The sequence below is a fragment of the Pseudomonas sp. LAMO17WK12:I1 genome, assembly GCF_900177315.1.
GTDB lineage: Bacteria > Pseudomonadota > Gammaproteobacteria > Pseudomonadales > Pseudomonadaceae > Aquipseudomonas > Aquipseudomonas marginalis.
In genome coordinates, this window is the sequence record NZ_FWZV01000001.1 from 459,953 (window position 1) to 485,952 (window position 26,000).

Annotated in this window: 22 protein-coding genes; 4 read left to right on the forward strand and 18 right to left on the reverse strand. The window is 60.7% G+C overall.

The window, feature by feature from the left end; all coding sequences use genetic code 11:
• Window positions 1–834, forward strand: coding sequence for a metal-dependent hydrolase (locus tag B9N88_RS02015; protein WP_027608597.1), 834 nt, complete (start codon window positions 1–3; stop codon window positions 832–834).
• Here the strand turns inward: B9N88_RS02015 and B9N88_RS02020 are convergent.
• Complete coding sequence (locus tag B9N88_RS02020; RefSeq protein WP_027608598.1) at window positions 831–2,906, reverse strand: EAL domain-containing protein; 2,076 nt, start codon at window positions 2,904–2,906, stop codon at window positions 831–833. The two genes, B9N88_RS02015 and B9N88_RS02020, sit on opposite strands and share 4 nt — an antisense overlap.
• Before the next feature lie 287 nt (window positions 2,907–3,193).
• Here B9N88_RS02020 and B9N88_RS02025 point away from each other — a divergent pair, with 287 nt between their 5' ends.
• The gene (locus tag B9N88_RS02025) at window positions 3,194–3,523 is read left to right on the forward strand and encodes a DUF6388 family protein (protein WP_027608599.1); all 330 of its coding nucleotides are present in this window, start codon (window positions 3,194–3,196) and stop codon (window positions 3,521–3,523) included.
• Between the two features lie 8 nt (window positions 3,524–3,531).
• Here the strand turns inward: B9N88_RS02025 and B9N88_RS02030 are convergent, their stop codons facing one another.
• From B9N88_RS02030 to tssA, 16 genes are read right to left on the reverse strand one after another with little or no spacing between them, the layout of a single operon-like run.
• On the reverse strand, window positions 3,532–4,374 hold the full coding sequence (locus B9N88_RS02030) for a serine/threonine-protein kinase (protein WP_027608600.1): 843 nt from the start codon (window positions 4,372–4,374) through the stop codon (window positions 3,532–3,534).
• Window positions 4,371–5,087 carry a PP2C family protein-serine/threonine phosphatase gene (locus B9N88_RS02035; protein WP_092357246.1) on the reverse strand — a complete coding sequence of 239 codons (717 nt, stop codon included), beginning with the start codon at window positions 5,085–5,087 and terminating at the stop codon, window positions 4,371–4,373. The genes B9N88_RS02030 and B9N88_RS02035 overlap by 4 nt, the downstream gene beginning before the upstream one ends.
• Window positions 5,088–5,092: 5 nt before the next feature.
• Window positions 5,093–8,467, reverse strand: coding sequence for a type VI secretion system membrane subunit TssM (gene tssM / locus B9N88_RS02040; protein ID WP_027608602.1), 3,375 nt, complete (start codon window positions 8,465–8,467; stop codon window positions 5,093–5,095).
• Window positions 8,468–8,482: 15 nt separating this feature from the next.
• Window positions 8,483–9,346 (reverse strand): type IVB secretion system protein IcmH/DotU, encoded by an 864-nt coding sequence (gene icmH / locus B9N88_RS02045; RefSeq protein ID WP_027608603.1) that lies wholly within the window; start codon window positions 9,344–9,346, stop codon window positions 8,483–8,485.
• Between the two features lie 5 nt (window positions 9,347–9,351).
• Window positions 9,352–10,680, reverse strand: a complete 1,329-nt coding sequence (gene tssK / locus B9N88_RS02050; protein WP_027608604.1) for a type VI secretion system baseplate subunit TssK — start codon at window positions 10,678–10,680, stop codon at window positions 9,352–9,354.
• Window positions 10,667–11,167 carry a type VI secretion system lipoprotein TssJ gene (gene tssJ, locus B9N88_RS02055; RefSeq protein WP_027608605.1) on the reverse strand — a complete coding sequence of 167 codons (501 nt, stop codon included), beginning with the start codon at window positions 11,165–11,167 and terminating at the stop codon, window positions 10,667–10,669. Before tssJ ends, tssK begins: the two co-directional genes overlap by 14 nt.
• A 5-nt stretch (window positions 11,168–11,172) precedes the next feature.
• Window positions 11,173–12,357 (reverse strand): type VI secretion system-associated FHA domain protein TagH, encoded by a 1,185-nt coding sequence (gene tagH, locus B9N88_RS02060; RefSeq protein WP_027608606.1) that lies wholly within the window; start codon window positions 12,355–12,357, stop codon window positions 11,173–11,175.
• 16 nt (window positions 12,358–12,373) lie between these two features.
• Window positions 12,374–12,505, reverse strand: a complete 132-nt coding sequence (locus B9N88_RS32790) for a type VI secretion protein (RefSeq protein WP_081744502.1) — start codon at window positions 12,503–12,505, stop codon at window positions 12,374–12,376.
• Between the two features lie 59 nt (window positions 12,506–12,564).
• Entirely contained in the window at window positions 12,565–14,097 is a 1,533-nt protein-coding gene (locus tag B9N88_RS02070) for a sigma-54 interaction domain-containing protein (protein ID WP_027608607.1), read from the reverse strand.
• A complete protein-coding gene (locus tag B9N88_RS02075) occupies window positions 14,094–16,532 on the reverse strand; it encodes an AAA family ATPase (protein WP_027608608.1) in 2,439 nt (812 codons plus the stop codon). The genes B9N88_RS02070 and B9N88_RS02075 overlap by 4 nt, the downstream gene beginning before the upstream one ends.
• Window positions 16,533–16,544: 12 nt before the next feature.
• On the reverse strand, window positions 16,545–17,552 hold the full coding sequence (tssG, locus tag B9N88_RS02080; RefSeq protein ID WP_027608609.1) for a type VI secretion system baseplate subunit TssG: 1,008 nt from the start codon (window positions 17,550–17,552) through the stop codon (window positions 16,545–16,547).
• Window positions 17,516–19,303: a type VI secretion system baseplate subunit TssF gene (gene tssF / locus B9N88_RS02085; RefSeq protein WP_027608610.1), complete on the reverse strand. Its 1,788-nt coding sequence runs from the start codon at window positions 19,301–19,303 to the stop codon at window positions 17,516–17,518. Before tssF ends, tssG begins: the two co-directional genes overlap by 37 nt.
• Window positions 19,293–19,694 carry a type VI secretion system baseplate subunit TssE gene (gene tssE / locus B9N88_RS02090; RefSeq protein WP_027608611.1) on the reverse strand — a complete coding sequence of 134 codons (402 nt, stop codon included), beginning with the start codon at window positions 19,692–19,694 and terminating at the stop codon, window positions 19,293–19,295. The genes tssF and tssE overlap by 11 nt, the downstream gene beginning before the upstream one ends.
• 14 nt (window positions 19,695–19,708) lie before the next feature.
• The gene (gene tssC / locus B9N88_RS02095; RefSeq protein WP_051429442.1) at window positions 19,709–21,184 is read right to left on the reverse strand and encodes a type VI secretion system contractile sheath large subunit; all 1,476 of its coding nucleotides are present in this window, start codon (window positions 21,182–21,184) and stop codon (window positions 19,709–19,711) included.
• A gap of 28 nt (window positions 21,185–21,212) precedes the next feature.
• The gene (gene tssB / locus B9N88_RS02100; protein ID WP_027608613.1) at window positions 21,213–21,710 is read right to left on the reverse strand and encodes a type VI secretion system contractile sheath small subunit; all 498 of its coding nucleotides are present in this window, start codon (window positions 21,708–21,710) and stop codon (window positions 21,213–21,215) included.
• 31 nt (window positions 21,711–21,741) lie between these two features.
• Complete coding sequence (gene tssA / locus B9N88_RS02105) at window positions 21,742–23,289, reverse strand: type VI secretion system protein TssA (protein ID WP_027608614.1); 1,548 nt, start codon at window positions 23,287–23,289, stop codon at window positions 21,742–21,744.
• Window positions 23,290–23,767: 478 nt separating this feature from the next.
• On the opposite strand from tssA, the gene B9N88_RS02110 reads away from it, so the two are divergent.
• The gene (locus tag B9N88_RS02110; protein WP_027608615.1) at window positions 23,768–24,283 is read left to right on the forward strand and encodes an Hcp family type VI secretion system effector; all 516 of its coding nucleotides are present in this window, start codon (window positions 23,768–23,770) and stop codon (window positions 24,281–24,283) included.
• A gap of 53 nt (window positions 24,284–24,336) precedes the next feature.
• Here the strand turns inward: B9N88_RS02110 and B9N88_RS02115 are convergent, their stop codons facing one another.
• Window positions 24,337–25,158 carry an aldo/keto reductase gene (locus B9N88_RS02115; RefSeq protein WP_027608616.1) on the reverse strand — a complete coding sequence of 274 codons (822 nt, stop codon included), beginning with the start codon at window positions 25,156–25,158 and terminating at the stop codon, window positions 24,337–24,339.
• Window positions 25,159–25,264: 106 nt separating this feature from the next.
• Between B9N88_RS02115 and B9N88_RS02120 the strand changes: the two genes are divergently transcribed.
• Window positions 25,265–25,759, forward strand: coding sequence for a DUF1543 domain-containing protein (locus B9N88_RS02120; protein ID WP_027608617.1), 495 nt, complete (start codon window positions 25,265–25,267; stop codon window positions 25,757–25,759).
• Window positions 25,760–26,000 lie beyond the last annotated feature (241 nt).

Below are 26,000 nucleotides of genomic sequence, written 5' to 3' on the forward strand. Positions count from 1 at the left end.
ATGTTGCCGATCCGCCGCGACCTCCATTTTGCCCTGCCCGCCGAACGCATCACCGACTGGCACGAACAGGGCCCGTTCATCACGCATTTCTTCAATGCCTTGTCGCTGCTGTTCCCCCAGGGCGAACTGTTTTTCATGGACAGCGTGCGTCACTACCGCAAACGCGTCGACGATCCGGCGCTAAAGAAACAGATCCAGGGATTTATCGGCCAGGAGGCCATGCACAGCCGCGAACATGTGGCCTATAACGACCTGATGCAAGCAGCCGGGCTTCCGGCGCACACCCTGGACCGTCGGCTTAAATTCATTCTCGATCTGCAGAAGAAACACTTCGCACCGTCGTTCAACCTGGCGATCACCATTGCCCTTGAGCACTACACGGCGATGCTCGCGGAAATCCTCCTGAGTGACCCGTCGCGCTTTGGCGATTCGCTCAAGGGCTACCAGCAGATGTGGTATTGGCACGCCCTGGAAGAGACCGAACACAAGGCCGTGGCCTTTGATGTGTGGAACACGGTGATCAAACCCGGGCCCAAGCGTTACCTGCTGCGCACCGGGACCATGCTGACAACTACGGTGTTTTTCTGGCTGGTGGTGCTGGATTTTCATGTGCGTCTGTTGATTGCCGACCGCAAGGCGGGTGGGCACCTCAAAGGCTTCTGGCGCATGTTGAAATTTCTTTATGGCCCCAAGGGCGTCTTCCCACGCATGCTGAGGCCGTGGTTGCACTACTTCAAACCCGGCTTTCACCCCTGGGATCACGACAACCGTGCACGCCTGGCGGGTATCGATCGCTTGGTCGAGGAGATCGAACAGACCCAGCGCGGCTACTAGACCTGCGCCATGGCCGCACGCTGGCGCACAAAGCCCTCCAACTGATCTCCGGGCAACGCCTTGCTGAAATACCAGCCCTGGATAATCAGCTCGGCGCCGGTGTTCAAGAAGGCCAACTGCTCGGCGGTCTCCACGCCCTCCACCACCACGCCCAGGTTCAGCGCTTCGCAGAAACGCAGCATGCCGGTCAGGACCTGGGCGCCCTTGGGATCGTGCTGCGCCACCACGAAACTGCGATCGATCTTGATGAAGTCCACCGGGAACTGGTGCAGGTAACTCAAGGCCGAAAACCCGGTGCCGAAATCATCGATATAGACCTTGGCGCCGATGCCCTGCAGTTTCTGGATGTTTTGGCGCGTGGCAGGGATATCGCTGACCAGCGCATCTTCGGTGATCTCCACCGATACCTGGCCATGGGCCTGGGCGAGGATCTCCACCAGGCGCTCGCCGTGGGCGGCGTCGGTCAGGGTGGCGCTGGAAATATTGATGGTCATCGGCAGGGTAAAGCCGAGTTTCTGCCATTTCTGGTACTGGCGAATCGCCTGGGATGCCACCCACATATCCACGTCCGGCATCAACCGCGCCTGGGCCAGCCATTGCAGGAACTCCCAGGGTGAATGCACCGTACCCTGGGCATCGCGGGCGCGCATCAGCGCTTCGCAGCCAGTACACAGCCCGGTGCGGGTCGAGACCTGGGGCTGGTATTCAAGGTAGAACTCATAATCGCTGATCTGCTGGATGCGATTCAGTTCATTGGCCTGGCGCGCCAGCGCCTTGTGGGAAGCCAGGACCGGGTCCAGTTCGCGCAGCCGGCCTTTTTCTTCCAGGCCGCGGAAGGTCATGTCCAGGGACTTGAGGTACACCGTGCCACCTTCGGCAGCCTGGCGATGAATCGCGCGCACATAGGGTGCATACACCAGCGTGCCCAGGCCCAGGAGCGTCACTTGCAGCGCGACGGCCGCCAGGTCGCCATGAGTACTCAGGTAGGCATTGAGCAACACCGGTGCGGTAAACGGGACGCTGGCCACCGCCGGGGATACCCAGCCCAGTTGCACCACGGTAAGCGCCACCATTGCGTTCAACGCAGGCACCAGCAGAAACGGAATGAACAGACGCGGGTTGAGGATGATCGGCAGGCCGAACAGCAGGACTTCACTGACGTTGAACAGCGAGAGCGGCAAACTCGCCACGGCCACCAGGCGCATGGACTGGCTCTTGGAAAACAGCAGGATTGCGATCAACAAACACAACGCACCGCCCGAACCACCGATAAAGGCAAAGCTGCCCAACAGGCCGCCGTTCAGCACATACCTGATTGGCTCGCCCGCTGCCAACGCGGCGCCGTTGAGCACCACGGCCTGGTCCAGCACATCAAACAGCGGTTGCATGGCATAGACGCCGTGAACCCCGAAAAACCACAACAGCGAGTTCATCAGGGTGACAAACAAACCGCTCCCGTAGGGCGACTCCAGCGCATCGAGCACCTGGGGGCCCTGCAGCTGCGCCACATAGGGTATCTGTAACAACAAGGACAGCGCAGCCACCAGCGCCAGGGCGGTAATAGCCCCTGGCACTACCATATTGATCGTGCCTCGCAGGTTGTACCCCACCAGGTCTTCATTAACCAGGCGCGTCCAGCGAAAACGGTGCAGCCAGGCCAAGGCCGGTACATTCAGCAGCGGCGAGGCAATAGCAATAAAAAGCAGGAAGGTGGCCGATGCCCGGGGATATTCCCGCAGGATAAACGTCGCCAAGACCACATGGGCCAGGCAAAGGAACGCCACCGGCAATTGCGGCAGGCGGTGCTGGATCGCCAGCATGTAGCCAATGGAGGCGGCCACCAGACACGGGATCACCGAACTGATCTGATTGTGCAACCCCGCCAGGAAGCTCACCACCTGCGGGCTGCAGCCCAACACCCGAGCGCATTCGGACAGGATCAGAAAGGCCGCAGACACCAGCAGGCACGGCAAGATCCACAGCAGCCCTTCGCGGATCGCTCGCAACGAATCGGCACTGGCCAAAGCGGCCAGGCGCTGGGTAAAGAAAAGTTTGAACAGCGTTTGCGCCATGACCCATCCCTCTGCCCATCGCCCGCTGCCCTTGGAAAGCAGGGTCGGAAGCACCGGGGCTAACGCTACACGTCCTGGCACCGGGAGCGAAAGTCCTTTGCCATGGGTATCGGTGAATTTCCAGCAATGAGTGACAGTCAAAGCCGGGTATCTCCAATAGTTTAATTTTCTGGTCTGGACCGGTCCTGGAATCTGCTTCAATACCCGTTATCCGTGTTGCTTGTGCACACACGGCTTGCCCCGGGCCAGAAACCGAGGCCTGGTCCCACCTGATTTGGAGCACGCCCTTGTCACCTCCCGGCGATAACCACCAGCTCGCGCTGGATCGATTCCTGAACGAACATCCCGATGTGGCTGCCGAACTGAACACCCTGAACCCACTGGCCGCTCAGGCCAAGGGTGAAACCCTGGCACAGTACCGCGCCGAACGGCTGCATGAAGCCTTCGAGGCGGAAGCAGAACGCCTGGGTTTGTTTGCCTGGGAGCTGACCCTCAGGCTGACCAGCCAATCCCCTGCTGACTTCGAGGCGCGGCGCCTGGAAGTACACAAGGAAGTTGCCCAGATGGCCGGCTTGAGTTGGACCGAATACTGCCAACTGCATGATTTGGCTGATTGACACCCCCACTACACAAACCAGTAGCGCCGTCGTCTATTCATCGCTTCGCCCAACTCCTCGACGGCAATGGTTCGGCACTCAGGGTCCAGGGCCAGCGCAGAACGCAATGCCGGCCAGCACCGCCGAGGTAATTGCCGAGGCCTGGACAATGGCTGATCCGACTGATGCTCGCCGGGGCGCCGTCCCTGGGCGAGCTCATAGATTACGCAGGCGGCGCCATACAAGTCGGCCCTGGCGGAGATGTTCCCCCCGGCCACCAGTTCCGGCGCCGCATACCCGGGCGTCCAAGCCTTAAAGCGACTGCGACTCAAAGTGGGCAGCCCCGCAGCCTGCTCCGCCTCGGCATGGCCCAGGCCGAAATCGAACAGCCGCACTCCCTGCTCGCCCAGCATGATATTGGCCGGTTTCACATCGCCATGGAGAACGCCCCGCCTGTGGGCATAAGCCAGTGCATCCAACAGTTGCAGGGCGATGGGTTGCAACTCCCGCCACGGCAATCCATCCGGGCACTCCGAGAGGATGCGGTCAAGGGTCCTGCCCTGCAGCAGTTCCATGGTGAAGAACGCCACCTGACGCGGAGTATCGACCTCGAAAGCGTACGTTCTGACCACGTGATCATGCCGCAGGCTCCGGGTCAGGGCGAACTCGCTGTACAGCAATACATGGCCGTCGGAAGATTCGGCAAGCGTATCGCTCAACAACTTGAGTGCCACCCACGCGTCGGGCTCGCCGAACGCCTCGTGCAGCATATCCCGGGCTCGGTAGACCACTCCCATGCCACCGCTGCCCAATAACCGATCCAGCTGATAGCGTCCCGCAAGCAGTTTCGGCGGGCCGGCGACCTCGCTCATGGCTGGACTACCACGGCCGTCAGGTCATCCTGGGCCGCCCCCCGTAGCACGTCGGAAAACAACCGATCCACTACCTGGCGGGGCGGCCCCACACTCAGGGCGCTGCCCAACTCGCCATGGCTGAGCCCCTGATACAAACCATCGCTGCACAATAAAAACACATCCCCAGGTTGGGTAATGAACTCCAGCACCGCCAGGCTCAATGGCTGCCGCCCACCGATGGCACGGGTCAAGGCCCTGGCATCCGGATGCGCCAGGGCCTGCTCCAGGCTCAATTGCTGCTTGTCCATCAGTTGCTGCCACAGGGAATGGTCCCGCGACAGTTGGTACAAACGTCGTCCCCGCCAAAGATAGCAACGGCTGTCCCCGACCCAGATGCAGGCTGCGCGATTACCCTCCAGCAGCAACGCAACCACGGTGCTGCCCATGATGCCGTCGGCAGCTTGTTCCGTGGTGGCTTGCCCCATTTGACGGTCGAGCCGTCGCAAGCAGCATCGTATGGCATCGATCCGTTCGTCAAAGCTGCCCTGGTCGGGCAACGAAGCCAGGCTGCTGATGACCCAGTGGCTGGCCACATCCCCAGCCAGATGCCCACCCATTCCGTCCGCTACCGCCCAACAACCGCGCCGGGGGCAGTCGAGGAACGCATCCTCATTACGCGCGCGCGTCTTGCCTCGCGCCGTTCGCCCGGCGCTGCACCCATCGGCATGCACCTGCCTCACAGTTGCTCCGGCAAACGGAAGGTGCGCCAGTTCGCCATCTGAAAAGGACCAGGGTTGCGATGGCTGTTGAGCAGGAAGGTGGCATGCGTGCCAGCGAGCTCAGCCTTGAGCAGCCGAGAACCCCGGCCGCTCCCAGGCTCACTTTGCATCAGCTCGAAAAACCGGAACAACGACCAGGGACCAGCGTTTTTTTCCATGCCCAGCGGCCGCTCCGCCCCCCGCTCCAGCACCAGGCTGCTACGGCCATCGTCCGCCTCGCCTGGCCACTGGAAAGCCATGGGCACGATCGGGCCATGGCGGTATTCAAGGTGTTGATCACCAATGCTCAGGATCGCTCGGCTGACCGCCTGGTCCAGGCTATAGGGCGCCAGCGTGAAGCGAACCGCCCACTCACCCTGGTCCTCGGTAAAAAACCCCTGGCGAATCACCTGGGCCTTCGTCAGCTGGTCCAGCAATGAGCGCGACAGCGCCAGGCTACGGCCATCCAGGCCGCGTAGACGATAGCGACCGGACTCGGCACTGACAAAGGCCCGCAGGTAGCTTTCATAAAAGCGCGCCATGCCACCCCGCGGCTTGAAAAAGTCCTGGAAATCGCCAAGGGCAACATCACTCTCGGACCGTGGGTTGAATGGGTACCGACGCTGGATCGCCTTGGCGTAAAAGCCATAGACCTCACTTTGGTAACGCTGATTTATATACACATACGCATCATCGAGCAGCAGCCGCCAACTGTCATCGGCAATGCCTTCAAACCACCCCTTGACCGGCAACGGCAGGCGCCCGGCAGCATCCCGCAGATTCCCCAGCAATGGCTGCTGCCCTTCCATTCGTTGCCTGGCCATCATGAATGCCGCCTGCCCTGGGGTAGCTTCGCGGTTATGGGCCGCCAGTTGCAGATGCCATTCATCGAGCAGCCGCAACGCCTGCGTCAGTTCAGCTCCAGGATTCTGATCCGCGTCCAGCAATTGATGCAGGTGCTCGAACCGACGCTGCAGTGCACGCCGGGCAGAATCAGGCTTTGCCTGCCCATGCAGCTGGCTGGGCAGCACGCTGGAAGCGCTGGTCCCGAACTCGCCGGAGGGCGGGCTGAAATCCTCAAGGGGATCGTTGGTCGACAGCAGGCGTGTGTTTTCCCGAACCTGTCGCAACAGCTGCACCAACGGCGACTGCGCAGACGCCAGGCTGGCAAGCCCGTCAGCATGCTGGCTCAGGCTGTCACTTTCCTGCAGGCGCACCTGGCCAATGGCTTGGCTCCAGGTGTCGGCGTACTCACTGAAATAACGTTGCTCGAGCTCCAGCATCAACTGGCGCAAATCCAGGCTGCTGAGGTCTGCGTCCTCCCCAAGTACCCAGTTGTCCTGAACAATGGCATTCACCAGCCGAGAGCCCTGCCTTTCGAAGTACTGCACATACCGCCGGGTATAGAAGCCGGGGATGGGCTGCTCGACCGCTGCGAACCCCCTCCCCTCGGCCAGGCGCAAGGGCTCAAGGTCACGCGCCTGGTCACGCAGCACCCGATAGACCACGCCCGCCAACGACTCGCCGCGCAGTTCCTGGCGGGCCTCGGCGAGCAGCTCAACGTTCAAGGGCATCGCGAAGGGGCGCTCAAGCAGCCGTGCAAAATGTGCATTCAATCGTTTCTGCACCGAAGCATCCCCGGCATAGCGCACAGCCCAATGAACGGCCACGCGCTGCGCCAGCCAAACCTTATCGCGACGCTCGCGAAGACTGAGCATCAGGTAAGCCCGCAGGATGTCCAAAAGCCCCTCGCGGTCGCCAAGGCTGGCCCGTACCTGTTCTTCAAGCATCGTAGATACCAGCGGCAACAACTGCTGGTGCAGCAAGTCTTCATAGGCACTGACCAACAGTGGCCGACTCGCCTCCCCTTGATACAAGCCGCCCCGCTCCACCGCACGGGCCTCCGCCAACGCTGGAAACACTTGGGTCGCAGCCAGGCGGTCGTCCAGCAGACGCAGGAGCACCAGGGTATCGTCCAGACCGGGTGACGCGGGCGGCTGTGGCTTGAGCAGTTGCGCCAGTTGCACCAGCCGCTGGTGATTGATCGAATAACTGTGTGCCCACAGCCACCCCGCCGCGACAATGACCAGGGAGGCGGCCAACGCCAGCAACCCTTGGTGTCGACGGATACGCTGTCGTTCCGGAGTCTGCAGCCCGGCGAGATTGGCCTCGGCAAAAATCACCCGCTTGAACAGGCCCTGGACGAAGTAGGAACGCCTGTCGGCAGTCTGCGCACTCGTCAGGTAAAAGCCACGCAATCCGTTAATACGCTGAAAGCGATGAGAGGAGAACGCAGACTCCACAAACAGGCACAAACGTTCACCGATTTGCGCAGCCTGCCGAGGAAAATCGAGCATCAGCCCGCGACGTTCGATATTGCGTTCCTGATGCAAACGCGCAATCAGCTCTGCTCCAAGGCGTTGCAGAAACGCCTCAAACGCTTCGCGAACCTGGGTGATCGCGGTACCGGCCGGACCTGTTGCCACAGGTTCTCCGAGCAGGGCTTCGGCGCCGTCGCCCTGGGACGCATCGAAGAACTCGACAAAGCCCGGCAACCGGTCAGCCTGGGTCAATACCAGATAGATCGGCACATCCACATGCAGCATCTGCTGTACGTCCTGCAACCGGGTGTGCACGTGGCGCGCATGCATGTCCAGGTCGCGATCATTGCTGCCAAGCAGCGTCTCCACCGCCAGCGTCACCACCACGCCATTGAGGGGGCGAGCCCTGCGCCGCAATCTGAGCTGCTCCAGAAACGTCGCCCAACCGGCCCCATCCACGGCACTGTCAGGTTGGGCCAGGTAGCGCCCTGCGCTCTCGACAAGGACAGCTTCGTCGGCGAGATACCAATCAAAATATTGGGTTGCGCCCGGTGCCATCGCTTCCTCCCGATCAAGTGGGAACTGCGATCCGCAGGCGGCCAGCAGACGGGTTCTGCCGCTGCCCTGCTGGCCAAGCAACAGATACCACGGCAAGTCGTTGCGCCAACGCTCATTGCGCTCGCCATAACGACGGGAGGTTTTCAGTGTGTGCAACGCCTCCTTGAAACGCCCCCGCACCTGCCTCCGCTCTTCGTCAATCAACCCCTTGCGTTGGTGGCGCTCCTGGTGCTGGCGCCGATTCAATCGTGCGGTACGGCGTGAGTCGACCATGACCATCGCTAACCCCCACAGCAGGAATAACCCGCTTATGGTCAACAGACGAGCTGGAGCGCCCTGCCAGAAACGGTGGTCGTCCACCGCCAGCAATGGCCCGAAAAACCACACCAGCAACGCGCTGGCGAACACCACAAACAGGCTCCAGACCCAAGTCTTGCGCAGCGCCGTGCCCACGCCCTTGAAGAATGCGTTCATTCATTGCTCCCAGCGTTACAACGGCGACCGTGTCTGATCCGACGCCAAAGATTGAAAAGGTTGCAGCACCGCCATGCGTTCATTGCCCAATGCCCAGGCAAAACCCAGGTACATGGCCAGCAAACAGGCGAGCGTGAAGACGACGACCCCGGCAGGGGAAAAGATGTGCACCCCGGCACCCGGTGCCTGTGCTGCGGCAGCGGGTACAGGCATCGGCGGGCGCTCACCGCGCACATGCCGGATCTGTCGATACAAGCCATCGCGTACCGCTTCCAACTGCGGCCCGCCCCGCTCCATGACGCGGTATTTACCTTCAAACCCCAGCGACAGGCACAGGTACATCAACTCCAGCATTGCCAGGTGCTTGACGGGGTCGCGGGATAAACGCTCCAGCAGTTGGAAGAATTTTTCGCCACCGAAGGTTTCGTTGTGAAAGCGGCTCAACAGGCTGGATTTCGACCAGTCACTGCGACTGCCCCACGGGGTAGTGACCACGGCTTCGTCAATAACGCTGCACAGTACATAGCGCGCCGACATGACCTGCCTGTCCTCTGCACCCTGGTGCAAGGCATACGCTTCAAACGCCGTGATCCCCGACGACAACCGGTCATTGAGGGCCTGCAAGCTTTCCCGGCCGGAACTGCGCTTGAGTCGAACGACCTGCGACAGGAGTTCCCAGGCGGCGGCCACCAGGATGTTGGGCCCGATCTTGAAACTCTGTGCCCCTTGCAGGCTGGCGGTGTAGATCATCCGGTCTTCCAACCGTTCGAAGCGCGGTGGCGATGGGAAGTCCGTCACCGGCGCCCCTGCGGGCGCGCGACCATCGAGGTCAAGCAGGATAGTTTTTTCGTCCTGCGGGTATTCGCTGTCCATTGTCATGGCATTCAGTTCCTGATGGCCCAGAAATTGAGTTTGAGTTCGGCAAACTCGCCACTGGCGTGGAAGGCAAAACCGCCCGATTGTTCCAGCTGCGTGATATCACGGGCACTGAGTTCGAGCATGAAATAGGTCTTGCCGGCATGGAACGGGATCTGTCGGGGCGCCACCGGCAGTGGCTTGACCTTGATGCCGGCCAGATGCAGATTGACGAGCTCGCGGATGCGTTCCACGGAGCCGATTTTCAAGTGCGCCGGAAGGCGGTGGCGCAGCTCCTCCGAATCGCATTGGGCAGTTGCCGCCAGAATGAATGTTGCGCTACCCAGCAGTTTGAGATCACTCACCGGACAGACCAGCACACCATACTGTCGCGGCTCCAACGGGAGCTCAGTGGCGTGTTGTTCCAGCACCAACGACAGCACGGTGCGAATGCCTTCCATCAACCCACGAAAACTCGCCCCCTGCTCACCATGCTGGTAATGAGTCTCCAGTTGCGCGCGTTTGTTGTCGGTGGCGAACGTCGACAACTCGCCGAGGATCGTCAACAACTGCCTGTACAACACCTCCGGACGTACCTGGCTCTGACTCAGGAAGTGACGCAACACCAGCTCGGTTCGATTGATCAGTTGCAGCATCAGGAAATCGCCGACCTGGGCCCCCTCCGCCCCGCCACCTCCCCGGATCCTCGCGGCAATCGCATCGCCTCGGGTGCCCAGCAGACTCAGCACTTCCTTGATACATGACGCGACATAGCCTGAGCCCTGCACATAGATAAACGCCGGTACGAAATCCGCGTCCAGCCGCACGCCGCCCTCGCGGGTCGAATCCAGCACCCGGGCAACCTGGAGTTTCACCTGCAACGTGTCACTGGTTTGCTCCCCTAACAGCAATCGCAGGTCCGGGCGTGCGCAGTTGATCCGGCAACGGGAATCAAAGCCAGCGTTTGAATCAGTGATCTCCGCTTCGCAGCTTACGTAGCGCGCCAGCACATCACTGTGCTCCTGCTGGCGCACTTCCACCTGATTGCCGATGGCCAACGGCAACGCCAGGTAAATGGCTTGCCCACTGGTGTGGGCAGGAACCTGCAACGCCAGTGGCTCCATCACGCTGCTCAGCTCGAACAAGCTGCCATCGGGAAATACACCGCTGGCCTGGTTGACGACCAGCTTCCCCAGATTGAGGTACTGCATATCGACATCAAGGGTCAGGAACCCCCAACCATCAATGCCCAGCAAACGGGTACGGTTGAGTTGCTGGTGGTAGTAACGGTCGTTGTGCTGCAAGTGTTGGGGGCGCAGCAGCATGCCCTCCTGCCACACGACTTTATGAACCTGCATGTCTATCCTCCGACCTCCGGGCTTGAGGGGTAACGACGCGAACCCCGGACTCGTCGAGCATCAGCTCGACACGCGTCAGGCGCTGCCGGGCGACGGGCAGCACAAGCCGCCATTGCACATGGGGCAGGTCCCGATAGGCAGCCACCACCCCGACATAACGACTCTGTGGTTCGACACTGAGCTTCAGCGCCAGCCGCTCACCGGGGCGCAGCTCCAACTCCTCGCTGTTGACCCAGTCCTTGGGCAGCGCCTGCTCTGCGCGGCTATAGAGGGTGAAGAAATCAGCGTTTTCGAACGCCACCGCGTGCCGCAGCTCCAGCAGGCGCACCACGATGGGAGACGGGCGACCGTGAAGGTCGCGGTTGACGCCGTCGCTGGCGCTCAACGCCAGGTCCAGCTTGGTCAGGGTTGAATACGGTGACACGCTGGCACACCCGGTCAGCAGGCCGAGTACAAGCAGCATTGACAGAACGGCAGCTCGATACATGACAGTCATCCCGGATAAGGCGCATGCAGCGTGGCGACCAGGCGCACCTGCTCCGCGTAGGCTTTGGAAAATTGGTTACGCAACAGCTGCTCGCCCAAGGGTTGCTCGTCGATAAGGTGTCGGTAATGGCGCTGGTAGGCCCGCCAGTGGGCTCCATCGGTAGAGAACCTGGCCGGCATGTCCTGGCGCTCGAAGCACAGCAACAGATGGCTTGGTGCAAATGCCTCCACAGCGCCACGTATTGCAGCACGGCAAGCCACGACCAAGGCCAGCTGGTGGATTTGCATTTCCCGGAATGCCTGGGCGACCGCTACCTCTGCAGGCAGCGGGCCCGGCTCACCGAGGCCCAACAGTGAGGCCAGGGCAGACGGGGTATCGGTGCAATCCTTCAAGGGGTTGTGACTCTTAATGGCAGGCACGGTCCAACCGAGGTTCAACTCGCCGTTCAGCTCATCGCGAGTACGCAGACTCTGCTGCAGCCCTTCGATGGTTTGCCTGAACAGACCAGCCACCTTGATCGCCAGGGCTTCGCATGCCTGGGTATCAAGCGTATCCAGGGGCACGCCCATCGCGTCCGCGAACTGCGACCAGAATGGAGCACGACTGGCTGCAGTCACCTGGGCGGGTTGAGTCGAGGCCTCTTCCGTTACTGGCTCGGCCCATCTCGGCACGATCAGGTGATCCCGTTCCAGGGGGCAGTGGGACAGTGCGCAGGCCGCCCTCGCAGCCGAGAGTTTCAGCGCCTCCGGATCCCCGGGTGAGCTGCCATGCACCTGCTCGCTATCGAGTGCTCGCAAGGGGTCAAGCACCAAAAACGCGTCATCCGGAATCGTATCGTTGCCGAAAAACACCTGCCGGCCATTTTGTCTCCCGGGCGCCACAAGTCGTGCACGGATATCCACTGGCCCCAGTTGGTAGACATCACCCTCGCTGATCAGTCGTGCCTGCCCTTTGCACAAGCGCTCCGCGCTGCCCGACACGCCAATGCCATTGCTGCTGATGTCGGTGAAAAAATACTGGCCATCCCGGTAACTGACCAGGCCATGATGACTGGAGAGCAAGCGACTCGCGTCCGGGATGACCCAGTCACAGCCGATCCCGCGGCCGATCACGCCGCCGACGCCGTCGAATGTCTTACAGGATGCAGGCTCACCGCTTCCGGTATTGCACACCTCAAACACTAGTTGCATGACAAGGCTCCGCTGTTCAATCGCTGCGACGTGTCGCCTGGGGGTCACCCAGCGGACGGTAGTCAGCGTCATCAAAAACGTAATTGGCGTTGCAGCCGCTCAACAAGCACAGGACAAGCCCCAAGGATTTCCAAGTACGAAGTGGCATCAGGTATCTCCAATGAAAGTAAGGCTGGCGGCGAAGAGTGGAAGCCATACGTGCACCATTCAGCGTCCCCCTCGGACATCGCCGCCAGGGATGTTCAAGCGTGCAAGGCGGTAAAGCAGGGTGCGGCGTGCTAGCCCCAACTCGCGTGCCGTACGGGTCCGGTTGCCACGGTTCTTGTGCAGGCAGTCGATCAGGAATACCCGTTCAACCCGTTCCAGGCGCTGGCGCAACGTCGCGCCGACGGCAATAGTGGTCGGCCCGGACGCCAGGCCCAGGTGTTCAGGCAGCACCACTGCGTCGTCACACAGCAGTACCGCGCGCTCGACCAGGCATTTGAGTTCACGGACATTCCCGGGAAAAGGGTGGCACGAGAGTTGATCCAAGGCCGCAGCAGACCATTCCACCGGCGAGAGCCCCAGTGCCGCGCAGGCCGATTGTGCGAACTGTCGCGCCAACAGCAGCACATCTGCGTCGCGCTCGCGCAAGGCCGGCAATTCGATCGGGAACTGCGCCAGTCGGTAGTACAGGTCCTCGCGAAAACTGCCCTCCGCCACCATTGCAGCCAGATCACGATGGGTCGCTGCGATAATTCGCACATCGACCTTATGGGCCGCATCGGCTCCCAACGGGCGAACCTCGCCTTCCTGCAACACCCGCAGCAGCTTGGCCTGGAGTGACAGCGGCATATCGCCGATTTCGTCGAGGAGCAACGTGCCGCCATCGGCGGCGTCAAATAGCCCCGCATGGTTACGTTCGGCGCCTGTAAAGGCGCCCCTGCGATAACCGAATAGCTCGCTCTCCAGCAGCCCCTCGGGAAAGGCCGCACAGTTCTGCACCACAAAGGCTTTGCTACTGCGCGGCCCGGCAGCATGGATGGCCCGTGCCACCACCTCCTTGCCGGTTCCGGTCTCCCCGCGCAGCAGCACCGTGCAGGGCGCATTCAGCACCTTGCCGATCAGCCGGTAGGTTTCTTCCATGGCTGCGCTGTTGCCGATCAGCCCATACGTCATACGCGCCGAGGGTAGACAAGGCCTGGCCTGGGAGCCGTTGTGCGGCGGACGCACACGTCGCAACAGCGCCAGCTGACTCAAGGCGAAGCTTGCCAGTTGGCTTAACGAGGGTCCGTAGTCCTGGAGCAGTTTCGGCCGCTGGCTGGCGCACAGCAATAGACCGGCAACGGCCTTGTGGCGAGCGAACAGCGGCAGGCATATCAACGAGTGCCAGGGCGTAGCTGTCGCGGGTAGAAAACCGCTTTCGTACACACTGTCGTCCAGGTTATCCACGCTCAGGATACTGGGATGGCCGAGCACGTGACGCAACAGTTGCTGATGCTGAAAGTCTGCGCCGCAAGCACCCTCGCCGAGGGGCAATGCGCCAGGAAAATACTGGGCAATCAAGTCCAGCCGACCCGTGTCCTCGTCCCGCCAATATAACTGGCCGAGTTCGCATTCACTCAGTTGCGCAGCCGCTGCAACACACAGGCCTGGCAACGTTGTCTCGTCACCCTCGATGCCCATTCGGGTGAACCAGGCCAGCAACGTCTCGGCGTAGGCCAGGGGCTGGGGTAAAGGGGCCAGCACATCGTTCATCATTGGCTGAACTCACAGATCGGCAGCCCGTCACCATCCAGGCAGGCGTGGGCCCGCGACAGCGGCTCACCCATCGCCACCGCCCCAAGCAGTCGATCGACCATCTGCGGCAACAGGTGGATCTCGATCCATTGGTCGATGTACCGCGCTCCGCTGTCGCTATGGACGCACCGCTCAGCCATATGCGTGACCAGTTCGGCCGTATAGCTCAAGGCCAGCTTGCGTGACTGCAACCTTCGCCCAAGACGGTCGAGCTTGAGTCTTGCCAGGTCATGCAACACAGCGCCCATCAACGGGTAATAGGGTACGACTCGCATCCGGGCGAGCAGTGCCGGTTTGAAATAGTCGCGCAGCAGAGGGTGAATTGCGTCCTGCAGCACCTGTGTGCCAGGTCGTCGGCCGCCTGCACATAAGTCGATAATGCAATCGCTGCCCAGGTTGGAAGTCATCAGGATCAGCGTATTGCGAAAATCGATTTCCCGGCCTTCGCCATCGTTGACCAGCCCCTTGTCGAAGATCTGATAGAACAGGTTCAACACCTCCGGGTCGGCCTTTTCGACTTCGTCGAGCAGCACCACCGAATAGGGGCGCCGGCGCACGGCTTCCGTCAGCACTCCGCCCTCTCCATAGCCGACATAACCGGGAGGTGCGCCAATCAGCCGAGACAGGGCGTGTTTTTCCTGAAACTCCGACATGTTGAGGGTGGTGACAAAACGCTCGCCGCCATACAGCAAATCACCCAGGGCCAAGGCCGTTTCGGTCTTGCCCACACCACTTGGGCCTACCAACAGAAACACACCGACCGGCGCATCGGCCTTGTTCAGTCCGGCAGCCACCGCGCGCAGGTTGCGGTCGAGCGCCTGTATGGCAGGTTCCTGGCCGAGAATGCGCGACCGCAGCGCATCGGCAACCCCCAGCACCGATGCACTGTGCTCAAGGGACAGTTGTTCAACCGGAATGCCGGTCCAGGCGCTGATGACCTGTGCCACCAGTCGCGGGCATACACGCAACGGCTCCGCCAACGCGCGCTGTTCCAGCCAGCGCTGCTCCTGAAGTTGACGCTCACTCTCGACAGCCGCCAATCGCAGGCCCAATGCTTGTGCAGCCGGCTCATCCATTGGCAATCCGGCGTCCCTGTCTCGATTCAGCGAGTCGCGCTGCCGCGAGCCTTCAGCGTGCTCGGTACACAGGCGCTCCAATGCCTCGGGCACCATTATCTGGTTGATTCGCGCACGTGCGCAGGCGGTGTCCAGCACATCCACGGCCTTATCGGGCAACTGACGCCCTGCCAGGTAGCGGGCGCTCATCTGCGCCGCCGCGACGACGGCATCGTCACGTATATGCACGCCATGGCTGGATTCGTAGGCCGGGACCAGCCCGCGCAGGATCGAAGTCGCCTGTTCAACGCTGGGCTCGCCAACCAGCACAGGCTGGAAACGCCGCGCCAAGGCAGGGTCTTTTTCAAAGTATTTCTTGTATTCGGACCACGTGGTGGCAGCGAGGGTACGCAACTCACCGCGGGCCAGGGCCGGCTTGAGCAGGTTGGCGGCATCGCCGGCACCCGCCTGGGCACCCGCCCCCACCAGGGTATGCGCCTCGTCGATAAACAGAATCACCGGTGTCGGCGCGGCATTCACTTCGTCGATCACGCCTTTGAGACGCCGCTCGAACTCGCCCTTGATGCTGGCACCGGCTTGCAGCAGTGCCATGTCCAGGGTCAGCACACGCACACCCTTGAGTGGCTCCGGCACCTGCGAGCTGGCGATGCGCAGGGCAAGGCCTTCGACAACTGCGGTCTTGCCCACCCCGGCCTCGCCGACAAGGATCGGATTGTTCTTGCGCCGCCGCATAAGGATGTCGATCAGTTGGCGGATCTCACCCTCACGACACAGCACCGGGTCGATACGCCCTTCATGGGCCTGGTGTGTCAGATCATGGGTAAAGCGCGCCAGCAGTGACTCGCCGCCTGCTGCCGGGCAGACGTCAGGCCCCTGGTCCAGCACAAACCCGTGTATACGCTGTGCATCCAAACCGCTCAACAACGCGTGATAGCCGGTACCCGCGTGCTGCAGCGGGTGACGCAACAACGCCAGTAACAGTGCACCGTGGTCCACGACGCTCTGGCGCAACTCCAGATGGGCAACCATCAACGCCTGTTGCAACCACTGCACGAGGGCCGGGGCGAACACCGGATTACGCGTGGCACTTGCCTGCCCCTTGGGCTGCAGCGTTGCTTGCAGCGTCTGCGCCTCGATCCCGGCGTCGGCCAAGGCTCGTATCAAGAGCCCCCTGGGACGTTCCAGCTGGGTCAGTAGCAGGTCTTCCACCAGGACCTCCCTGCCACCTCGCGTCACGCAACGTTCGGCCGAGCGCTCCAGGTCCTGACGGACTGCGGGCGTCAATGTCAGGATCAGCTGTTGCAGGTCTACATTCATCATGGTCATTAGTCCCTAGTGAGCATTGCTGGCCACGATGACCGCACCATCGGCGCACTCGTGTGCCAGCCAAGTGGTCCACCCCAGCCTGCAGACATTGTGTTCACCCACGTGCAACGGCCTGAGCGCCTCCTTGGCCAGCACCAGCCGCAGGTCATGCTCCAGCGGGTCTCGTGCAGCCAGTCGCACCAACGAACACAGCAGTGGATACTCCGACCCCGTCGGCAAGAAACCATGGAAGCGCTGCCAATCCAGATCCTGTATATGCACCCGGAACTTACCGTTGCAGTCGGTGATCCGGCTTCCCAGTACCTGGTCGAAGCCCAACAGGCTGTTGGCACAGCCAAGCTGGTTCAACTGCGGGGGAGCAATGGCAACCGTGCGTTCCACCCATTGCTCTATAAACATGCGCTCATGCCCGAAGTAGTAACGCAGCACTGTTTCGATCACCGCCGCCGAGTGCGCCCGCAGGCCAAGCAACCCCAGGTAGGGCAACAGTCGCTTGCAGTCCAACTGCGCGGCGGTACGGATGCGCTGGCCCCTCAACCCGATCAACGCAAACATCTGCTCGGAAAAAGCATCACGCGCCTGCGCCTGGAAACACGCCTGGTAGCGGTATTTGCGCCAGATCGGCAGCATCAGCCGTTGCAGACGATGGTGAAACAGGTCCAGGAAGTCTCGAGTCGCGTGGCCGCCCGCTCCATCGGCACTCGCCTGCTCACCGTAAAAGGCCGGCAAGGGTGAACCTGCGCCGCAGAGGCCCAGGACATTGAGGCGAAGACGCGCACGCAATTGATCGTGTTCAACAAAAAACTCCAACCGGTCAATATCGTGACCGGGAAAACCAAGACCCGGGTTGGCCTGAAACTCCAGCCGCTCATAGAGTGCGTTGTCATCCAGTAGCGGATGGGCATCGCGCAGGCGCTTGATCACCTGCGAAATCGCCTGGAACAGCGAATATTCACGGATGGCACGGCACAGTTGCTTCAAAGCAGGGGCTGCTGCCCCATCTGAGGTGGCCATAGGTACACATCTCCTTGTGTGCTGATGACACGCAGCTCGTGGTAGGCATTAAGGCTGGCATAAAGCGCGAAGAACTCGTTGAGCACCGAGGCGAACAAAAACGCTTCGCCCGCCCCCAGGAAACCTTGGGAATCAATGCTCAGGTCGACCCGCACCCCTCGAAGCGGCATGCCCCGGTGCAAGCGGTCGACGGCCGTATGGCTGATGGATCGCAAGGCCCCCAGCCTTCTCTGGCTGACCTTTTTCGCTTGCAGATCGTGGTAACGCGGCACGTCATAGGTTTCGAGGACCACCTTCAAGACATTGATGTCGCTCAGTGACAAATAGTTGAGCGACATGTTGCTGATAAGTCGCCAGAGAAAGTCCTGGTCCAGGGGCGGTGCGAAACTCGCAGTCGGTGCGCAGATATTGCGAAATGACAAGCCCTCCGGTGTCTGCTCACAGGGCTGATTGATTTCCCCTGCCTGCAATTGCCGAGGCAGGTTGTGATTGGTGCATGTCAGCTCGATCGACAGCGTTTCCTGGGTATGCCCCCGCCCGCTTCCGAACCCCAGCCAGGTATCGAGCCCGGCATGATGCGCCGAAGCACGCTGACGAATGCTGTAGCTGGTGGGCGCTGCCGATGCATCGATAACGCCGTCGTGCTCAAAGGATTCAAACGGTACGTACGCCTGATACCCCAGCCCGCCGGGGCGCCAGCCCGTGACCTTGTCGACGGAAAATACACAGGCGTTTGCGCGCGCATATTCCCCAGGAATCAACAGGTATTCGTCCTGCTTGCCGTCCAGGCGAATCGGCACCGCATCATGTTTGAACAGGTTGACGATGGGCGTGCAGTACAGCCTCACGTTGTCCATCGTGGGGTATCCGGTTGCCTGGCACCGGGTGCGTAACTTGAAGCACAGCCTGACGCTGCAGATTTGCTTGAGTACGTCCTGGGGCAACCGCTGCAACGCATCCAGGCCAAGCACATCGACGAACAGGTACTTTTCAGGAAAGGCGAAATACTCCTGCAGATGGCGGTATCCACGAAAGGTATTCTGCGGATAAGGCATCAGCGCATGCTCCTCCGCGAACCCCACCGGACTGACCTGATCGCCACCCAATCGCAACAGCAGGGGCTGGCCATCAGCCCCGCTGACCGCAAGCCCATCACCGCCCAATGGCAGCAACTCGATACCCTCAACCTCGCGCAACAGGCTCAGGTACAACGCTTGACTGATGTAGCGGTCTCCCGACAAATGCAGGCGCAATTGATCGAACGCACATTCGCTGAAATTGCCTTCGCCGCCCATGTCCAGGCGCAGGCTCAGCAACGCCTGCTCTCCCTGGACGCAGTACTCCAGCGCGCTCAGTTGCAGCGGCAAGATGCAGGTGGCGTAGCAGGTTCGAAAACGACAGCGGTCACCATCGACCGCAGCGCTTTCGACCGGTGTATCCCGTGCGACCATCACACCGGGCCCCGCATGTTTCAACGGCTCGAACTGCAGGATACTGAACGCAGGTAGGGGCCGCATGTAGTTGGGCCACAGCAGGTGCATCAAGGAATGAGTCAGCTCAGGCAACTCGTCATCCAGCTTCTGGCGCAGGCGACCGGTGAGGAAAGCAAAGCCTTCCAGCAGCCGCTCCACATCCGGATCCTGACCGGCCTCCCCTAAAAAGGGCGCGAGAGCAGGATTGCGCTCGGAAAAGCGCCGCCCGAGCTGTCGCAACGCACTGAGTTCGCTCTGGTAATAGTGGTTAAAGGACATCAGGCAAGACCTCAACCTGTCCAGCATCCTGCAGGCGCGCGGTGAACACCACGGGCTGCGTCACCCCGTCGACGCAGAGCGTGGCGTCAATGGCAAACGCCAGCGCCAGAGGATCGTCACCACAAGGCAACGCCCTCACGTGCGTATCCTTCAAGCGGGGCTCATAGGCCCGGATAAACCGCTCGATCAACAAGCGCGACTGGCTCAATGACTCATGCAGACTCTGGCTCATGTCATTGAGATCCGGCATACCGTAATCCTCCAGTGTCTGCACGCTGCCAGCGCGGATGCTGAGCATCTTTCCCAGATGAGCTGCGACGGACGTCACGGCACATGATGATTTTGCGGCCGGACTTTCAAGTCGCTCGAAGAGGTTTTGGTTACGCGTCATCCCTTGGCCCCTGCTCATTCTTTGTCGAGCTTGCCAACCAGGGACAGGGTGAAATCCGCCCCCATGTATTTGAAGTGCGGTCGCACACTCAGGTTGACGCGGTACCAGCCAGGCTCGCCCTCGACATCACTGACAACGATACGTGCCGCCCGCAATGGCCGCCGCCCACGCACTTCGGCACTGGGGTTTTCCTGGTCGGCCACGTACTGGCGAATCCACTTGTTGAGCTCCAGCTCCAGGTCGGTACGTTCCTTCCACGAGCCCAGTTGCTCCCGTTGCAGGACCTTGAGGTAATGGGCCAGGCGGTTGACCACCATCATGTAGGGCAACTGGGTGCCCAGGCGGTAATTCAGCTCGGCCTCCTTGCCCTCGGCACTGATGCCGAAACGCTTTGGCTGTTGCACCGAGCTGGCGGAGAAAAACGCGGCATTGTCACTGCCCTTGCGCATCGTCAAGGCAATGAAACCCTCTTGCGCCAGTTCGTATTCGCGACGGTCGGATACCAGCACTTCAGTGGGAATCTTGGTTTCGATTTCGCCCATGCTGTGGAAGTGATGCAAGGGTAAGTCCTCCACTGCGCCGCCGCTTTGCGGACCGATAATGTTCGGGCACCAACGAAACCGCGCAAAACTGTCGGTCAATCGTGTGGCAAAGGCGTAGGCGGTATTACCCCAAAGGTAGTGCTCGTGGCTGTTCACCACGGTTTCCCGGTAGGCGAAGGTCTTGACCGGACATTCAAGGGGATCGTAAGGCGTGCGCAGCAGGAATCGCGGCACCGTCAGCCCGATATAACGGGCATCTTCGCTCTGGCGAAAGCTATGCCATTTGGCGAACTGCGGACCTTCGAAGTGATCCCTGAGATCCTTCAAGTCAGGCAGATCGGTGAAGCTTTCCAAGCCGAAAAAAGTCGGCCCGGCGGCCGCGATAAACGGTGCATGGGCCATGCAGGCGACCTTGGAAGCGTATTGCATCAGCTTCACATCGGGGGCGCTGGGGGAAAGAAAGAAGTCAGCGATGATTGCGCCCACAGGTTGACCGCCGAACTGACCGTACTCCGCACTGTAGACGTGCTTATAGAGCCCGGACTGGGTCACCTCGGGTGAGTCTTCGAAGTCATCCAGCAGGTCTTGCCGAGAGACATTCAGCAGTTCGATCTTGATGTTTTCCCTAAAGTTGGTGCGCTCGACCAACAACTGCAGGCCTTTCCATGAGGATTCCAGGGCCTGGAAGCGCGGGTGGTGCAGAATCTCATCCATTTGCCGACCGAGCTTCTCGTCAATCTCCGCAATCATCCGGTCAACCAGGTGTTTCTTGACCGGTTCCCCGCTGTTCTGCGGCTTGATCAGCTCTTCGATAAATGCCGAGACGCCACGCCTGGCTATGCCGTAGGCCTCATCATCCGCACTCAACAGAGTCTGGGCGATGATGTTGTCGAGAATGCTGTGCTCGTCAGTGATGAGTACGGGTATCGAGGTGTGTTGAGTCGTCATGGCGCCAGTGTCCTTTTACTGAAGAATGTCAGGCGGTCCGGCCGCTCAGGCCCAGCTCCGCCAATACTCGGGCACGGGATTCGTCGTCGGCCAGGGCCTGTTCGATGGCTTTGCGAAAGCTCGGCGTGTTGCCCAGTGGTCCCTTGAGCGCCATGAGCGCCTCACGCAGGGCCATCAGCTTGTGCAACTCGGGGATCTGCTCCACCAGGTTCGCCGGGTTGAAATCCCTCATCGAATTGATTCGTAACTGGATGGCCAGGTCTTCGACCTCGGCGCCGTCCTGGAGCCGATTGGGGACATTCAGCGTCAGGCTCAGCGCCTGTTTGGCCAACACCTCATCGAGGGTGTTCTGGTTGAGGGCGATGGGCTTGCGATCTTCAAGCTTGCGCAGGTCCTCACGCTGGGTGAAGTCCCCCAGCACGAGGAGTTTCAACGGAAGCTCGACTTCTTCCCGCACACCGCCGACGGCGGGTTTGAAGGTGATATTGATGCGTTCCTTGGGTGCTACCGAACCTTCTTTGGCCATGGTAAATCTCCTTTTCAAGCGGCTCGTAAGCCTATTCAAGTACCGCTTCCAGATCGAAGAGGCACAGCCTGCGGTGGGTGTCTTCCTTGCGCTCGCGCACGGCATGGTTTTGTGGCAGCAGGTCGCAGCAGCGGTGCAAGAGGCGTGTCACTTGAAACGCCAGCTCCGGCTCCCAGCGCTCCAGGCCCGAGCGCTGCAGCTCGAAGTCCAGTTGTTCGAGCTGGATCTTCGCCAGTTCATGTTTGCCAGCGTGTGCACACAAGCGCGCCAGGGCCAACCGCCAATAAAAGCGGGCGCGATCGCTGCGAGCGGCATGGAGGCCTTGATTGAGCTCATGTACCGCGGCTTTGAGCCCATCCTTGCGCAGCCGCGGTAGCACATCCTGCAAGGCGATCTCCCAGGGCTCGGCATCGCCCCCCACGCGGGGCGCCTCAGGGGTTTGCAGGTAATGGGAGACATGCAGTGCGATCCAGTCGCGAGTGGCGTCGTCGGCAAAAGGAACGCCCCCTTGAAAGCGAAACGCCGGCAAGTCCGGCAATCGTTGCAACAGCAGGGCGAAACTCACTTCCAACTCGCTCATGGCCAGTTCCGCCTGCTGGGCTTCCAGGCATTGCCAGAGCATGTACAGCCCGTCGAACCAGAACATCGCACCTGAGAGGCCGGCCTCAAGTTCAGGCAGCAGCTCGGCGTGATGGCCTTGGGCAAAACGTTGCTGGTAGTACTTGAGTCTGTCGGGGGCAGGCCCGCACAACGCGGTGACTCGCTCACCGTTGGCATCCGGATAGCGGACGATTGACAGCCAGGCCAGCGTTCGACTCAGGTGCAAGGCCCGTAGGTCGGCGGCGTCCTGGCGTAACCACCAGGCACACAACGGACGAGCTTGTTCCTGCAAGGCATACAGCAATTCATGCGCGTCTTTTTCGTTGTTTACCGTCGGTTTGGCCGTTGAGGATGGCGTAGCAGCGGGTTGCACTTGCGCAACGGCGGCGTTCAACCCGGCGACAGGGGGATGGCCTTGCACAGCAAGCGCCAACCACTGCTCCAATTGTTTGCGAATCGGCAGCAACAGCGGCGTGTCGCCTCCCAAATGTGCAGTCCAGAGTTCATCAAGGCGCGTGAGGTGTTCAAGCATGGACTGGAATAGGGGTTGCTGGTCCTGAACCGACAGGTCTTGGACAAGCAGTGTCTCAAGGCGCAGGACCAGCCAGCCGAACGCCGCGCCGCGGGTGCGCAGCTTTCCAGGGTATACCGCCGACCAATGGTGCTCACACAGATGGCGCAGCAACCCGAGGCCAGCCAGCAGTCCGGCAAAGGACTCGCGGTGGTACAGCGCCCAGGTCAGCCAGACGGCCACGCGCAGATCCTTGGACTGCTCACGCAACAGGCATTCGCTGATTTCCAGGAGCTTTTGCCAGTCCGGCTGGCCGGCGCCATGCATGGACTGCATCTTTGCCAGTTCGGACTCCAGGGTTTCATATTCATTTGAATAGCGCATATCACTGCCGGCAAAGTTCGCTGGCAAACAGGGCTGCCGGGCAAGCTCGAGGTAATAAGCGCAGAGTTTTTCTGAATGGACCATTTAGGAGCGCACTCGACTATCCAAGGCACGAGAGACAAACTAAGTGCATTTAACTTTCACACCAGATCGCCATGAACCCTTCGCTTGATTCGCCGCGAAGTTCGTAAACCTTAGCCACGACAATAACATCCAGCAAGCAACAGGCTCACACTTAAGACATTTCCTACACACCCCGTAAACCAAGGCATATGCAGACTTTTGCGCAGCTACAGAGATGTAGTTCACCTAACCCCAGCGGAAAACCAACTACTAAGAGACGTAGCAATATGAGCAACTAAATGCGCACTTATGCGCAAACACTTTCCGTAAAACAGCCAAAAAAACCATAATACCCGTTTAAACCAAACGCCTATATCCACAGCATGCCAAGTCCGTATTGGTTCCCGCACTTTCCGGCACGCTTCTTGTAATAACCACATTCCCAACCGGCACGATTAACCGTTGGAACTACTTCATCAATCAGACAAGGAAACCCGTCATGCCAACACCCGCGTATCTTTCCATCACCGGTGTCAAACAAGGTTTGATTACGGCAGGCACATTTACCCAGGACTCGGTAGGCAACATTTATCAGGAAGGTCATGAAGACCAGATTCTGGTCCAGGCCTTTGCTCATCAAGTAATCATCCCCCGCGATCCGCAGTCGGGTCAGCCGACGGGCCAGAGGGTCCATAAGCCGCTGATGATCAGCAAGGTCTTCGATAAGTCATCGCCCTTGCTGTTCAGCGCATTGACCAGCGGTGAAGAGGTCAAATGCCGACTGGAGTGGTTCCGCACATCATCGGCCGGCACCCAGGAGCACTACTTCACGATAGAACTGGAGGGCGCGACGCTCGTGGACATCCAGTCCCGCATGCCCAATTGCCAGGACCCGGACAATGCCCACTTCACTCACCTGGAGGATGTGTACTTCACCTATCGCAAGATCGTGTGGACCCACGAAGTGTCGGGCACATCCGGATCGGATGACTGGCGCAACCCGGTAGCGGGCTAAGTCGGACCTGAGCAGGAACGGGAGCCAGGGACGGCACCGTTTCTGCCAGGCAACTACACCATCGCCAAGGGATGCTTGCGCTTGGGTGCGCCGAACACCCGGTCGATGGCATCCAGGTCGTGCTCATCGAGCACCACCTTGGCGGCGGCCGCATTGAGCCGTACATGCTCCGGGGTGACCGCCTTGGGAATGGCGATCACACCGTCCTGGCGCAGCACCCAGGCCAAGGCAACCTGGGCAGGCGTGACCTCGTGGCGGCGGGCGATCTGCTTGAGGGTCTGGCTGGACAGCAACGCCCCACCCTGGGCAATCGGGCAGTACGCCATCAGCGGCAAATGGTGTTGTTGCCACCAGGGCAACAGGTCGAATTCGATCCCGCGCTCTTCGATGTTGTACAGCACCTGGTTGGTCGCGCAGGCCGGGGATGCGAGCTCCTGCAGGTCGGCCACATCGAAATTCGAGACGCCCCAGCGGCCGATCTTGCCGGCCTCACGCAGGCGCTCGAACGCTTCGACAGTTTCTTCAAGGGGGTACTGGCCACGCCAATGCAGCAGATACAGATCAATGTAGTCCGTGCCCAGGCGCCGGAGGCTGGCTTCACAGGCACGGGGCACGCCTTTTTGGCTGGCGTTGTGCGGGTAGACCTTGCTCACCAGGAACACTTGGTCACGCCTGCCGCTGATGGCTTCGCCGACGACTTCCTCGGCGCCACCCTCGCCATACATCTCGGCGGTGTCGATGAGGGTCATGCCCTCGTCGATCCCCAGTTGCAATGCCGCGACTTCAGCGCGGCGCCGGTCCGGGTCTTCGCCCATGCGCCAGGTTCCCTGGCCGATGACAGGGACGGGAACACCCGCCAGATCAATGGTGCGCATGACAACCTCCTGATGAGTTCGCGAATTAACAGTGTGGCATTGACCGGACAAAAGGGTTCAATCGAAGTATGGTTGCCCTTTGCCAAGTCGCCAGTAAGGACCTGCAATGCTGTTTGTCGTGATGCTAGGGGGCAAGCACCCACGGGCAAGGATTGAAGTGCACGATGTGGTGTTCGCCGTAGCAGACACCCTGGAAGGCACCTACCCGCAACTGCGCGAGGGCTGGTTTGGCAGCCCAAAGGGCGTGCATATCGATTCGTGGATGGCGGTGGACGGCGTCGACGGCTGGAAAGTCGAACTCAGCCACCTGGCCCCCGCTGCCGACGCCCATCACCTGTACTTCATCAACCTTGGCGGTTATGAAACCAATAGCTTTGGCGAGGCCCACCACTACCTGCTGGTGGTCGCCCGCAACAAACGGGAGGCGGCCAGCAAGGGCAAGCAACAAATGCTGCGCCACTGGTCCCAGGCCCACACCGACGGCGTGATGGATATCGACGACTGCCTGCCCATCGACCTGGTGGACGGCCGCTACCTTCACCTGATGCAAGGCGCCCATCGGCCGATCATTCAGCAGAACGACTATATCGTCTTGAATTGATGGAGGCTTATTCGACCTGACATCAGATAACTCCAGCAACGTCAGACGTAACACTGCTGTTGCTGTTGCTGTTGCTCTTGATCTCAGGCGCCCCGTCAAACACGCTGGCCGAACGCAGGCTTGAATCCGTGGGTAACCCGGCAGGACGCCGGGTTAGCCGTCCTGGGCCAGGGATGGCCCATGACGGCGGCCCACGGAGTCAAGCCGGAGTGAGGGCACACCGAGCCTAGGCGAGGTGCCG

What these genes read in the sequence shown, in the direction of transcription:
- B9N88_RS02070 (WP_027608607.1), bottom strand. Translation starts at nt 14,097, where the DNA reads ATGATGAACGATGTGCTGGCCCCTTTACCCCAGCCCCTGGCCTACGCC.
- tssE (WP_027608611.1), bottom strand. Translation starts at nt 19,694, where the DNA reads ATGACGCGTAACCAAAACCTCTTCGAGCGACTTGAAAGTCCGGCCGCA.
- B9N88_RS02020 (WP_027608598.1), bottom strand. Translation starts at nt 2,906, where the DNA reads ATGGCGCAAACGCTGTTCAAACTTTTCTTTACCCAGCGCCTGGCCGCT.
- tssC (WP_051429442.1), bottom strand. Translation starts at nt 21,184, where the DNA reads ATGACGACTCAACACACCTCGATACCCGTACTCATCACTGACGAGCAC.
- B9N88_RS02075 (WP_027608608.1), bottom strand. Translation starts at nt 16,532, where the DNA reads ATGATGAATGTAGACCTGCAACAGCTGATCCTGACATTGACGCCCGCA.
- tssK (WP_027608604.1), bottom strand. Translation starts at nt 10,680, where the DNA reads ATGCAGGTTCATAAAGTCGTGTGGCAGGAGGGCATGCTGCTGCGCCCC.
- B9N88_RS02110 (WP_027608615.1), top strand. Translation starts at nt 23,768, where the DNA reads ATGCCAACACCCGCGTATCTTTCCATCACCGGTGTCAAACAAGGTTTG.
- B9N88_RS02030 (WP_027608600.1), bottom strand. Translation starts at nt 4,374, where the DNA reads ATGAGCGAGGTCGCCGGCCCGCCGAAACTGCTTGCGGGACGCTATCAG.
- tssG (WP_027608609.1), bottom strand. Translation starts at nt 17,552, where the DNA reads ATGGCCACCTCAGATGGGGCAGCAGCCCCTGCTTTGAAGCAACTGTGC.
- B9N88_RS02015 (WP_027608597.1), top strand. Translation starts at nt 1, where the DNA reads ATGTTGCCGATCCGCCGCGACCTCCATTTTGCCCTGCCCGCCGAACGC.
- tssA (WP_027608614.1), bottom strand. Translation starts at nt 23,289, where the DNA reads ATGGTCCATTCAGAAAAACTCTGCGCTTATTACCTCGAGCTTGCCCGG.
- icmH (WP_027608603.1), bottom strand. Translation starts at nt 9,346, where the DNA reads ATGACAATGGACAGCGAATACCCGCAGGACGAAAAAACTATCCTGCTT.
- tssM (WP_027608602.1), bottom strand. Translation starts at nt 8,467, where the DNA reads ATGAACGCATTCTTCAAGGGCGTGGGCACGGCGCTGCGCAAGACTTGG.
- tssF (WP_027608610.1), bottom strand. Translation starts at nt 19,303, where the DNA reads ATGTCCTTTAACCACTATTACCAGAGCGAACTCAGTGCGTTGCGACAG.
- tagH (WP_027608606.1), bottom strand. Translation starts at nt 12,357, where the DNA reads ATGCAACTAGTGTTTGAGGTGTGCAATACCGGAAGCGGTGAGCCTGCA.
- tssB (WP_027608613.1), bottom strand. Translation starts at nt 21,710, where the DNA reads ATGGCCAAAGAAGGTTCGGTAGCACCCAAGGAACGCATCAATATCACC.
- B9N88_RS32790 (WP_081744502.1), bottom strand. Translation starts at nt 12,505, where the DNA reads ATGCCACTTCGTACTTGGAAATCCTTGGGGCTTGTCCTGTGCTTGTTG.
- tssJ (WP_027608605.1), bottom strand. Translation starts at nt 11,167, where the DNA reads ATGTATCGAGCTGCCGTTCTGTCAATGCTGCTTGTACTCGGCCTGCTG.
- B9N88_RS02120 (WP_027608617.1), top strand. Translation starts at nt 25,265, where the DNA reads ATGCTGTTTGTCGTGATGCTAGGGGGCAAGCACCCACGGGCAAGGATT.
- B9N88_RS02115 (WP_027608616.1), bottom strand. Translation starts at nt 25,158, where the DNA reads ATGCGCACCATTGATCTGGCGGGTGTTCCCGTCCCTGTCATCGGCCAG.